Origin of the sequence: Kribbella sp. NPDC051137 (assembly GCF_040682535.1) — a bacterium.
GTDB lineage: Bacteria > Actinomycetota > Actinomycetes > Propionibacteriales > Kribbellaceae > Kribbella > Kribbella karoonensis.
The window spans coordinates 738,873-750,666 of sequence record NZ_JBFBBI010000002.1 but is presented as its reverse complement, the minus strand read 5'-3'; the positions used below and the strand labels follow the sequence as shown (position 1 = coordinate 750,666).

Annotated in this window: 10 protein-coding genes; 2 read left to right on the top strand and 8 right to left on the bottom strand. The window is 69.0% G+C overall.

What is annotated here, in order from left to right:
- Positions 1 to 75 precede the first annotated feature (75 nt).
- Positions 76 to 1,653, top strand: coding sequence for an alkaline phosphatase D family protein (locus AB0M51_RS11030; RefSeq protein WP_363748987.1), 1,578 nt, complete (start codon positions 76 to 78; stop codon positions 1,651 to 1,653).
- Between the two features lie 12 nt (positions 1,654 to 1,665).
- Positions 1,666 to 2,499, top strand: a complete 834-nt coding sequence (locus tag AB0M51_RS11025; RefSeq protein ID WP_363748985.1) for a discoidin domain-containing protein — start codon at positions 1,666 to 1,668, stop codon at positions 2,497 to 2,499.
- Positions 2,500 to 2,502: 3 nt separating this feature from the next.
- On the opposite strand, the gene AB0M51_RS11020 is transcribed toward AB0M51_RS11025, so the two are convergent.
- From AB0M51_RS11020 to AB0M51_RS10985, 8 genes are all read right to left on the bottom strand, one after another.
- Entirely contained in the window at positions 2,503 to 3,636 is a 1,134-nt protein-coding gene (locus AB0M51_RS11020; RefSeq protein ID WP_363748983.1) for an ADP-ribosylglycohydrolase family protein, read from the bottom strand.
- Positions 3,636 to 4,916: a sugar ABC transporter substrate-binding protein gene (locus AB0M51_RS11015; protein ID WP_363748981.1), complete on the bottom strand. Its 1,281-nt coding sequence runs from the start codon at positions 4,914 to 4,916 to the stop codon at positions 3,636 to 3,638. The genes AB0M51_RS11020 and AB0M51_RS11015 overlap by 1 nt, the downstream gene beginning before the upstream one ends.
- 8 nt (positions 4,917 to 4,924) lie before the next feature.
- Positions 4,925 to 5,758 carry a carbohydrate ABC transporter permease gene (locus tag AB0M51_RS11010; RefSeq protein WP_344187931.1) on the bottom strand — a complete coding sequence of 278 codons (834 nt, stop codon included), beginning with the start codon at positions 5,756 to 5,758 and terminating at the stop codon, positions 4,925 to 4,927.
- Positions 5,755 to 6,675, bottom strand: coding sequence for a sugar ABC transporter permease (locus AB0M51_RS11005; protein ID WP_363748979.1), 921 nt, complete (start codon positions 6,673 to 6,675; stop codon positions 5,755 to 5,757). The genes AB0M51_RS11010 and AB0M51_RS11005 overlap by 4 nt, the downstream gene beginning before the upstream one ends.
- Complete coding sequence (locus AB0M51_RS11000; RefSeq protein ID WP_344187933.1) at positions 6,672 to 7,658, bottom strand: LacI family DNA-binding transcriptional regulator; 987 nt, start codon at positions 7,656 to 7,658, stop codon at positions 6,672 to 6,674. The genes AB0M51_RS11005 and AB0M51_RS11000 overlap by 4 nt, the downstream gene beginning before the upstream one ends.
- Positions 7,659 to 7,794: 136 nt before the next feature.
- A complete protein-coding gene (locus tag AB0M51_RS10995) occupies positions 7,795 to 9,516 on the bottom strand; it encodes a hypothetical protein (RefSeq protein WP_363748976.1) in 1,722 nt (573 codons plus the stop codon).
- A gap of 232 nt (positions 9,517 to 9,748) precedes the next feature.
- A complete protein-coding gene (locus AB0M51_RS10990; RefSeq protein WP_344187935.1) occupies positions 9,749 to 10,699 on the bottom strand; it encodes a potassium channel family protein in 951 nt (316 codons plus the stop codon).
- The gene (locus AB0M51_RS10985; RefSeq protein ID WP_363748974.1) at positions 10,671 to 11,780 is read right to left on the bottom strand and encodes a GNAT family N-acetyltransferase; all 1,110 of its coding nucleotides are present in this window, start codon (positions 11,778 to 11,780) and stop codon (positions 10,671 to 10,673) included. The genes AB0M51_RS10990 and AB0M51_RS10985 overlap by 29 nt, the downstream gene beginning before the upstream one ends.
- Positions 11,781 to 11,794 lie beyond the last annotated feature (14 nt).

The window sequence follows — 11,794 nt, the reverse complement described above, 5'->3', positions numbered from 1 at the left end:
CTCTTCCTTCCCCTGTTGCGCCAGGCGAAACGCACACCTGGATCGTCGCCTCGACACGGGCAGATACTCCCTGGCATGCCTCGAACAGCTGTCTCCCGCCGCAGCTTGCTGACCGCCACGGGCGCCGCCGCCGCGCTCGCCCTCACCGGTAACCTCCCCGATCTCGCCGATGCGGCAGGTATATCGCGCCGCACCGACAAAAGGCCGCTCTTCACCCTCGGCGTCGCCTCCGGCGACCCACTGCCGGACGCGGTGGTGATCTGGACCCGGCTCGCGCCCGGTCCGCTCGAGCCGTTCGGCGGCATGGACGACCGCGCCGTGAACGTGGACTGGGAGGTCGCCGAGGACGAGGCGTTCCGCACGGTGGTCCGGCGGGGTACGGCGCACGCGCGCCCGGAGTACGCCCACACGGTGCACGTCGACGTCCGCGGCCTGCGTCCGTGGCGGCACTACTTCTACCGGTTCCGCGCCGCCGGGCAGATCAGCCCGGTCGGCCGCACGCGTACCGCGCCGGCGCCGGCGGACGAGCCGGGTGTGACGATGGCGGTCGCGTCCTGTCAGGCGTTCTACGACGGCTTCTACACGGCCTACCAGGACGTCGTACGGCGGGAGCACGACGTCGTGCTGTTCCTCGGCGACTACATCTACGAGGTCGGCGTCGGCCCCACGGCCGGCGTCCGGAACCAGGCGGTCCCGGTGGACTTCGCCGGCGAGATCTTCACGCTCGACGAGTACCGGGCGCGGTACGCGCTGCACAAGACCGACCCGGACCTGCAGGCCGCGCACGCGGCGGCGCCGTGGGTGGTCACGCTCGACGACCACGAGGTCGAGGGCAACTGGGCCGGGTACGTCTCCGAGGACGGTCTGCCGTACGACGACTTCCTGGTCCGCCGCGCGAACGGCTTCCGCGCGTACTGGGAGCACATGCCGCTGCGCCTCGACCAGTCCCCCGACGGCCCGTCGATCCGCCTGTACCGGCACCTGCGCTACGGACGCACCGCCGACCTGAGCATCCTGGACACGCGGCAGTTCCGCGACGACCAGACGAGCACCGGCGGGTGGCTGCCGCCGGACCAGGTGTCGACCGATCCCGCGCGCACGATCACCGGCGACGCCCAGGAACGCTGGCTCCTGGACACGCTCGGCCGCTCGACCAGCCGGTGGAACGTCGTCGCCCAGCAGGTCGCGATGGCACAGCTCGACCGCAAGACCGGACCGGAGCTCGAGCTCCCGATGGACACCTGGAACGGGTACACCGCGTCCCGCGACCGCGTGCTCTCCGGCGTCCGCGACCGGAACGTGCAGAACTTCGTGGTACTCACCGGAGACCTGCACCGCAGCGTCGCCTCCGACCTCCGGGTGAACTTCGCGGACCCGGCCACGCCGGCGATCGGCACCGAGTTCGTCACGACGTCGATCTCGTCCGGCAAGGACGGTGTCGACGCGGACGCCACCGGTCGCGCACTGCTCGCCGAGAACCCGCACATCAAGTTCCAGAACGTGCAGCGCGGCTACCTCAGCTGCCGGCTCGACCGCACCGCGTGGACGTCGGAGTTCCGCATCGTCGACCGCGTCACCACCCGCGGCGGTACGGCGTCCACGCGCGCCACCCTGGTCGTCGAGAACGGCCGTCCCGGAACCCACCTCGCCTGAACGGACCAGCCGATGCCCCGACCCCGCAGTACCGTCCTGCTCGCCCTTCCCCTGGCCCTCCTGGTCCCGGCCGCCGCCGTTGCCAGCAGCAACGACCACGTCGAGATCAGCGCCACCCCGCAACCGGTCGAGGTCGTTCCGCTGCCGTGCTTCCCGTCCGGCAAGCTGACGCTCGGAATGACCAACACGGGCCGGAAGCCGACGATCGCCGACATGCACGTCTCCGGAGACCTGGCACTGACCTTGTCCCGGCACCAGTTCTCCAGCTACCTGCCGGTCGGCCAACTGGTGAAGGCGCCGCTCGAGATCACCGTTCCGCGCGGCACCGCGCCGGCGAACCACACCGTCGACCTCAGCATCGACCGGGACCACCTGAAGGTACCGGTCGTCGTCCAGCCGGTGCCGGTACGGGACAACGTGCTGCTCGGTGAGCAAGCCGTCGCCTCGTCCACCAACGGCGACATGAAGCTGTGCGGCGGCGTCGACGGCAACACCGACTCCGAACAATGGGGCGCCAGCGGCTGGCACGACGCCACCAAGGGCGTCTTCCCCGACACGTACGGCGTCGACCTCGTACAGCCGACCACGATCCGCCGGATCGTCCTGCAGACCCTCGACTCCCGGCGCTATCCGGCGGCCGTGATGGGCCTGCGGGACTTCGACGTCCAGGTCCGCGCGACCCAGGGCGGTCCGTGGACCACCGTCCAGGAGTTCCGCGGCAACACCACCGGCCGGCTCACCGTCACCTTCGAACCGATGGCGGTCGTCGCCGTCCAGGTGGTCGTCCACGACTCCAACGACCACGGCTACTCCCGGATCATCGAGCTCGAGGCCTACGACAACTGACATTCAGACCAGCACGTCCAGCACGGCCGTCCGCCGGGCCCAGCGCTCGGCGTCGGCCGCGCGGATGTCCTGCGCGACCGCCGCCATCACCCGTCCGGGCTGCACGAGATCGGTCTTGCTCGCCGTACCGATCTCCGTCACCCAGTCCTGCGGTACGCCGTCCAGGCCCTGGAGCGCACCGGTGACCGCGCCGGCCATCGAGGCGATCGAGTCCGCGTCGCGGCCGTAGTTCGTGCCGCCGAGGACTGCCCGGCGTACGTCGCCCTCGGAGACGAGCACGAACCCGAGCGCCACCGGCAGCTCCTCGATCGCCTTCGTGCGGCTGGGCCGCCGCGCGTCCATGGACAGCTCGCGGTAGTTCGGGCCGACGGTGTCGTACGGCTCGATCGCCTTCCGGAGTACCGGGATCGCCTGCTCCCAGTCGGTGATGCCCTGGGCCGCTTCGGCGACCGCCTCGACGGCCCTCCGAGTGCCGTCCTTGGCCAGTGCCGCCGCGGCCTCCACCGCGGACGCGGCCGTTGCCCCGGGCACCATCGCGGCGGCGACGGCGGCCGCGAACACGCCGGCCGCCTCCCGCCCGTAGCTCGACTGGTGCGCACCCGCGACGTCCAGCGCCTCGGCGTACGCCCCCTCGGGATCGCCCGCGTTCGCGATCCCGACCGGCGCCATGTACATCGCGGCGCCGCAGTTCACGATGTTGCCGACGCCGGCCTCGCGCGGATCGACGTGCCCGTAGTGCAGCCGCGCGACCAGCCACTTCTCGGCCAGGAACACCCGCTGCAGCAGCAACGCGTCCGCCTCGAGCTCCGGGACCCAGCGGGTCCCGTTCAGCATCTTCGGCACCAGCGACTCGGCCACCGCGTAGGCGTCCAGGTGCGTCCGGCGTTCGTCGTACACCTCGACCAGCGCGTGCGTCATCAAGGTGTCGTCGGTGATGTGCCCGTCGCCCTTGTGGTACGGCGCGATCGGACGCGCGGTCCGCCAGTCGTCGTACCACGGGCCGACGATGCCGGTCACCCAGCCGCCGTGCCGCTCCCGGATCGCCTCCGGGGTCCAGCCCTCGACGGCACCACCGATCGCGTCACCGACCGCGGCCCCGGCGAGGACCCCCGTTGCCTTCTCCTCGATCAAGGACATCAGTTGTTGACCTGACCCCATCCGTCGCTCAGCTTCTTGCCCAACGCCTGCAGATCGGTCTTGTTCGCCAGGAACTCCTGGAACGCCGGCGTCGCGATCTGGTCCTTCCACTTCGGGTAGTTGTCCACGCTCTGGAACGGCGCCTTGGTGAGCTCGGTGCCGGAGGCAAGCGTCTGCTCCCAGCCGTTCTTCCCGCCGGTCGCCTTCTGGATCGCGTCCCGGGCCGCCTGGGTGCTCGGGATCAGCTGGTCGCCCTGACCGACCGCGGCCAGGTTCTCGGCCTTCATGAAGTAGTCGATGAACTTCGCCGACTGCTCGACGTGCTTGCCCTCGGCCGGCACCGACAGCGTCTGCGGGTTCGCGGCCTGCTTGGTGCTGGTGCCCTTCAGCGGCGGCAGCACCTCCCACTGGAAGCCCTTCGGAGCCTCGGAGAGGATCTGCTGCGCGACGTAGTTGCCGGCCACGATCATCCCGTACTTGCCGGCGTAGAACCCGGGCAGTACGTCGGTGCCGCCCTGGGTCAGCGAGGTCGGGTCGATCGACTTGTCGTCGTACGCCATCGCGTGGATCCGCTTCGGGACCTCGAGCTCCGCATCGCCGACGACCGCCTTCGCGTCCTGGCCGGAGCCGTCGAAGTACTTCGCGTCGAAGTTCAGGCCGAGGTTCAGCATCGTCGCGGTCGGGCTCTTCAGACCCCAGCCGAGACCGTACTTGCCGCCCTTGGTCAGCTTCTTCGCGTCCGCGGCCAGGTCGTCCCAGCTCAGCGAGTCACCGGTCGCGGTGATCCCGGCGGCCTTGAGCATCGCCGTGTTGCCGAACACGACGTACGACTGCAGCAGCGTCGGCGCACCGTAGATCTTGCCGTCCTTGGAGACCGTGTCCCAGACGCCCTGGGAGACGGCGTCCTTGGTCTGCTGGCTGAGGTACGGCGAGAGGTCCGCCAGGTAGCCCTGGTTGATGAACCCGGTGATGTCGGCGGACTCGTCGTGAATGATGTCCGGCGCGGTGCCGCCCTGGAACTGGGTGACCAGCTGGTCGTGCACCGAGTCCCAGCTGCCCTGGACGTACTCGACCTGGATGTTCGGGTTGGCCGCGTTCCAGTCGTCGACGATCTTCTTCGTCGCGGCGACCGTGGTCTTCTGGAAGGCGAGGCTCTGGAACTTGAGCGTGACCTTCTCGTTCGAACCGCCCGAGCTGCTGTTGTCGTTGCTGTTGCCCCCACACGCCGCGAGCGCCACCAGTGCACCCGCCGCGAACAACGCGGTCATGACCTTCTTCATTACCTCTCCTAACCTTTCACTGCGCCGCTCAGCAGGCCGGACGTCAGCCGGCGCTGGAGGAAGGCGAAGAACACCAGACTTGGCACGGTCGCCAGCACCGAGGCGGCGGCGAGCGGGCCGAACTGCACCTGGCCCTCGGCACCGACGAAGCGGGCGAGTACCAGCGGGAGTGTCTTGAGCTGCGGGTCCTGCAGCAGGACCAGGGCGAAGAAGAACTCGTTCCACGCCGAGATGAAGGTGAACATCGCGGTCGCGATCAGCCCTGGCCGGAGCAGCGGCATCACGATCGACACGATCGTCCGCAGCCGGGAAGCGCCGTCCACGGACGCTGCCTCTTCCAGCTCACGCGGTACGGCGGCGACGTACCCCTGCAGCATCCACAGCGCGAACGGGAGCGACCAGACCATGTACACGATCACCACGCCGGGGATCGTGTTCGTCAGGTGCAGCGGGCGCAGGATCATGAACAGCGGGATCACGATCAGGATCACCGGGAACACCTGGCTGACCAGGATCCAGCCGTTCGTCAGCGGCCGCAGCCGGCTGCGGAAACGGGCCAGCGCGTACGAGACCGGGAGCGCGACGATCAGCACCAGGATCGTGCTGTAGATCGAGATCTGCAGGCTGTTGCCGAGACCGCGGACCAGGCCCTGCTCGCTCAGCGCGTCGCTGTAGTTCGACAGGTCGAAGTGCTTCGGCAGGATCGACGGCGTGATGCTCGCGAACTCCTGCGGCGACTTCAGCGAGCTGGAGATCAGCCACAGCAACGGGAAGCCGAGGAACACCAGGTAGCAGACGACCGCGACGTACTGCAGGAAGCGGGTTGCGGGTCTCGTCCTCATGCTTCGCTCCGGAGCCGGTTCCGCAGGTAGAAGAACAGGAACAGGATGATGATGACCACCATCACGTCACCCATCGCGGCGGCCATCCCGAAGTTGCCGTAGCGGAACGCCTCGTTGTACGCGAACAGCATCGGCAGCATGGTCTTGCCGCCCGGGCCGCCGGCGGTCAGCACGTAGACCAGGCCGAACGAGTTGAAGTTCCAGATCATGTCCAGGCTGGTGATCGCGACGATCACGGTCTTCAGCTGCGGCAGCGTGATGTTCCAGAACTGGCTCCACGCGCCGGCGCCGTCGACCGCGGCCGCTTCGTACAGCGTGCGGTCGATGCCCTGCAGGCCGGCGAGCAGCGTGACCGTGGTCATCGGCATGCCGACCCAGATCCCGACCACGATCACGGCCGGCAGCGCCGTGCTGAAGTCGCCGAGGAAGTTGATCGGGTGGTCGGTGAGGTGCAGCTTCTGCAGGATCTCGTTGACCGGGCCGTTCGTCGGGTGCAGCAGCAGCCGCCACATGATCGCGACCACCACCGGGGGCATCGCCCACGGGATCAACGCGAGCGTACGGGCGACGCCGCGGAACTTGAGGTCGGTGTTCAGCAGCAGCGCCAGGCCGAGCGCGGCGACGAACTGCAGAATCGTCACCGACAGCGTCCAGATCACGCCGATCCGGAACGAGTCCCAGAACAGGTTGTTGTGCAGGAGCTTGGCGAAGTTGCCGAAGCCGACGAAGTTCGTCTCGACGTGCAGTCCGGCGCGGGCGTCGGTGAAGCCGAGCGCGATGCCGCGGATCAGCGGGTAGACGCTGAGGATCAGCACCGGCAGCAGCGCAGGCAGGAACAGCAGGATCGCTTCCCTGTTCTGCTTGGGTTTCCCCGCCTTCTTCTTCACCGGCGCCGGCGCGGTCAACGTGGCCGTCACGGGGTGGACCTCCTGATACTCAAGGACGGCTGTACGACGATCCGCCGCGGCGTCCGGTCGTTGTCGTCGATCCTTGCCAGCAGCAACTCGGCGGCCCGCCGCCCCCGCTCCGCGGACCCCAGGTTCACGCTCGTCAACGGCGGGAAACTCTGCTCGGCCAGCTCACTGTCGTCCATCCCGACCACAGCCACGTCGTTCGGTACGTCGAGCCCGGCCGCCGCCAGCTCGTGCATCAAACCCACCGCGAGCAGGTCGTTCGCACAGATCACCGCGTTCGGCTTGGCACGCAGCACGTCACCGCTTACCCTCCGGCCGGCGGCGAACGTGAAGTCTGCGGCCTCGGCCACTGCGATCGGCTCGAGATCGTGGGCCCTCAGCGCTTCGGCGAAGCCCTTCGCACGCGCCGCGCCGGGGACCGTGTCGGCAGGCCCGTTCAGGAAGGCGATACGCCTGCGGCCGCAGTACGTCAGGTGGTCGACGGCGAGCAGCATGCCCTTCGGGGAGTTCGCCCGCACCGTGTCGACGCCCGCCTTGGACGGCACGCTACCGGCGACGACCACCGGCACCTCGCACGCGCGGATCGCCTTCACCAGGTCCTCGTCGACGCGGATCGGGCTGATCAGCAGACCGTCGGCGTACCCGCGGGCCATCCCCTGCACCAGCGCGACCTCGTCGACCACGTCCGGCCCGGTCGTCGTCACCACCAGCCGGTACCCGGCGGCGGACACGACCTCCTCGACCGCGCGCATCATCGTCACGTACACCGGGTTGCCGACGTCGGCGACCGCCAGCGTGAGCTGGAACGTCCGCCCGACCTTCAGCGACCGCGCCCGCGCGTCCGGCACGTACCCGAGCTCGGCGACGGCGCGCCGTACCCGCTCGGTCATCTCCTCGGTGGCCGGCAGCCCGTTCAGCACGCGCGACACCGACGCCACCGAGACCCCGGCTGCCCGGGCCACCCCAGCGATCGTCGGACGACTCACGCCGACCTCCTGTAATCGTTCTTGTAATCGTTTACAGGCCAGAGCCTAGGTCGCTGTCCGAGTCCCGTCAACACCGCACGGCCCGCAGCGGGCGTCGCTGCGGGCCGTGCGATCGAACTGTTGTCTCACCCCTTGCTCAACACCGCGTCCTCAGTTGCGGGTTCGGGAGTACCGGGCTCGTCGACGTGCCGCCGAACCGGGCCAGGTCCGGCGTGCCGTACTGCGCGGTCTTGCCGAAGTCCCGCACGGTCCGGTGCTTGATCACGTTGCCGAAGTTCCACGTACAGATTCCGGATCCCAGCGACGACCGGCCCAGACTCCAGAACGGGTAGAACGCGGCCCCTTGCGGGGGCGTCGTACAGCCGGCCCCGGTCTGGGTGTTGCAGAGGATCTCCGACGCGCCGACGTTCGTCTCGAACTGCACGGACGGATACGTGTGCCCGCCGCCGGTGAACGGCCCGAGATACTCGAACGAGGTCGGATGACCACGCGTACCGTCCGGCCAGTCGGCCTGGTACGACGACCCGTCGAAGTCCAGGTCGCCGTTCTGGAACACGTTCTCCTGGCACCCCGCGATCGGCCACCGATCGACCACCGCCTTGCCGTTCACCGTCGTGATCCGCGGACCCGCGATCATGCAGTTCGCACCGGAGAACTCACAGTTCACGCCACTCGCCGAGTCGTTGGTCGGACAGGCCGCACCGGTCTCGGTGGTCGCGTTCTGGCAGAGCCCGGTCGCCGGGTCGCACGGACCCTCGCCGGAACCGTTGCCCTCGGCACCACCGTTGCAGACCTGGTAGACGGTCGGATCCGAGAAGCTCTGCCCGTTCGCGAAGGTCGCGCTGACCGGCAACCGGCTCGACACGCTGGAGCACGCCTCGAAGTGCCCGAGCTCGTCCTGCATCAGCACGCCGCCTTCCAGCGCCGCCCACGGGACCTGGTTCTGCTGCTGCGCGCTGCTGAACTCCGGGTGGAAGTCGAACGGCGTGCCGCTGCAGTCGGCGATGTTGGTGTTCATGAACCCGTTCGCGGCACTGGCCACGATCGACCCGCTGCGACCGGTACTCAGATCGTCGATTCTCGCCAGCAGGCCGTGCGCGGTGTCGCGCATCACCACCCGGAGTACGTCGCCCTGCCCCATCTTCAGGGTCCGGTGGTTCCCCGTCAGCGTGGACACGTCGGTGAGCTGCGGACTCGGCGGCCCGGCCGGTACGCCGTCGGTCTGCAGGAACGCGAAGTTCACCGGCTCGATGCAGTTGTTGTTGCAGGTCGCGAACCCGAACGTGCAGGACAGGCTGTCGATCGTCAACGCCGCGCACCACTTGTTCGCGTCACAGCTCGGCGCGTCGATGAACGGAGTGAACCCCGGCGGGTAGAACTGCAGCTCCATGAACGCGGAGCCGGCCCCGTTCGGGTCGTCGATCGCGGAGCTGTTGGTGTCGCTGTCCGGCCTACACGGGTTCTGCGGGTACGACTTCGGGTCGCACAGCGGCAGCCCGAACCACGGCGCCGGGCTGAGCTCGGCGTACTTGCTCACCGCCGGGCTGTTCACGGTCGGTGTCGCGTGCGGATCCCTGGACAGCCGCATCAGATAGCTGATGTCGTTCGCGCTACCCGGCCGGCTGGAGATGAACTTGACCGACGGTTCGTCGTGACCGATGTAGTGCTCGTTGTCCTCGAAGCGCCAGGGCACCCCGTTCTTGTCGACGGCGACCGGGTCCGTACACAGCCCGCCCAGCCCGTTCTTCACCGACTTGTACTTCGGGCTGAACCCGTTGCAGTCCATCATCCCGATCGCGTTCGGCTTGACCGTGGCCGGAGCCGCGGCGGTTGCCTGCCACCCCAGAGCCGGCAGCATCGCGATCGCGAGTGTGACGACCGCGGCCCCTATGCCCCAGCGATTTCTCCACCGACTACTCGATCTGCGCATCGGCGTGCCTCCACCCCGCAGCAGGGGCCCGAGGCTGGGCCGGCGACGGCTCAGGGCCCCCTAGTGGACCGCCGTCGGTGCAACAAGGCCAGGCTTATTCCTCGTGTTCACCCGCTGTCAATAGGTGAACACGCTTCTCAGCGGGCGCTCAGGCGCCTGCTCAGTCCTCGTCTTCCTCGGCACCCGGACGCTCGGCCCACGGGCTCTCCTTGGCCGGCCGGACGACGATCAGTTTGTCGCCCGCGGCAAGCACCGAGACGTTCGAGTCGTAGTACCGGTGCACCTTGCCGTCCCGGACCACCGACACCACCCGGTCCGGCAGCGCCGACGGCGGCTTGCCGACCTCGCGCCCGAGCACCGGGCGCTCGGCGACCTCGAGGCCCTCGCCGTACGTCAGCAGGTCCTCCATCACCTCACCGAGGTTCGGGCTGACCGAGGTCAGGCCGAGCAGCCGGCCGACCGCCTCCGACGAGGTGACGACCGCGTCCGCGCCGCTCTGCCGGAGCAGCGGGACGTTGTCCTCCTCGCGGACCGCGACCACGACGTGCGCGTTCGGGTTCAGTTGCCGGACCGCCAGCGTGACCAGCACGGCCGAGTCGTCCCGGTCGGTCGTCACGATCACCTCGCGCGCGGTCATCACCTCGGCACGCCGCAGTACCGTCCTGTTGGTCGCGTCGCCGTGGAACGCGGCCATCTGGTCGTTGCCCGCGTCCCCGATCGCCTGCGCCCGCGGGTCGATCACCACGATGCTGTCGCGCTTCACCCCGTTGCTGATCAGCGTCTGCACCGCTGACCGGCCCTTGGTGCCGTAGCCGACGACGATGGTGTGGTCCTTCATCCGTTTCCTCCAGCGCGTGTCGCGCATGATCCGGCGACCCTCGTTGGCCAGCACTTCCAGTGTCGTACCGACCAGAACCACCAGGAACGCGATCCGCAGCGGCGTCACGATGAAGGCGTTCACCAGCCGGGCACCGGGCGACACCGGCGTGATGTCGCCGTACCCGGTCGTGGTGAGCGTGACGGTCGCGTAGTAGATGCTGTCGATCAGCCCGACTTTGTCGTCGTAGCTGTCGCGGTACCCGTCACGGTCGACCACCACGATCAGCACCATCACGGTCAGCAGCCCCAGCGCGATCAGGAACCGCGTGAAGAGCTGAAAGAGCGGCGAGCGTGTGCTCGCGGGCAGATTGACCAGGAGACCATGAGGGTTCCGACCGGGGGGAAGGGGTGGCACGATGACGACGATATTCCACCGCGGGCCGATCCACCTCATGCGACAGGCTCCGGTCGGACAGTGCGACACTCACCATCAGGCTGTCGCCGTCGCGGACCACCCGCGAACGCATCCGCAACCGCTCCAACGTCCGGAGCATCGCGTGGTTCTCCGGCTGCACCATGCACACGATCCGGTCCGCGCCGCGGGTGCGCGCCCCGTCGACCACCTCGCGCAGCAGCCGCAGCCCGAGCCCCTGGCCCTGCCAGCCGTCCTCGACCAGCACTGCGACCTCCATCGTCGTACTGCCGAGCTCCTCCCACGGCGCCGCCGTCGCCATCCCGATCACCGCGTCGCCGACGCACGCCACGATCGACACGCCGCCGGCCGGAGCGGACAGGTGCCGCGCCGTCCGGGCGGTGAGCTTCGGCATCGGCACGTGGTAGCGGCGCGTGCGGCTCTCGTACGAGCACCGGTCGTGCATCGCGACGACCGCGTCGGCGTCGTCGACGGTCGCGATCCTGGTGATCGGTACGCCGCTGCCGGGGCGCGGGCCCTCCGGCGTCTCGAAGCGCTCGGCCAACCGCCCCGCGATCTCCACCAGTACGTCGGCCCGCGCCCACTCCGCCGGCGTGTACTCGTCGAACCCCTGCAGGGCGCCGAGCTCGTCGTCGACCGACACCGGGTCGTCGATCAACCGCAGTACGGCGCGCAGGTACCGGGTCGGGGCGTCGTGGAGTACGGCGGCCTGGCACGGGCGGACCGTCGTACGGACGCATCCCGCCTCCGCGACCAGCGCGGCCAGGTCGTCGGCGGTCCAGCCGACACCGGTGGAGACGACCAGTTCGTCGATCGCACCGGTCTCGGAGGTGAAAACCTCCAGGTGAAGGATGTTGATGTCGTCCGCACCACACCGTGCAGCGAGTTCGGCCAGCGCACCGGGCCGGTCGGCGAGTTCGGTCCTGATCTTCCAGAGCATGCGGACGCCCTCCC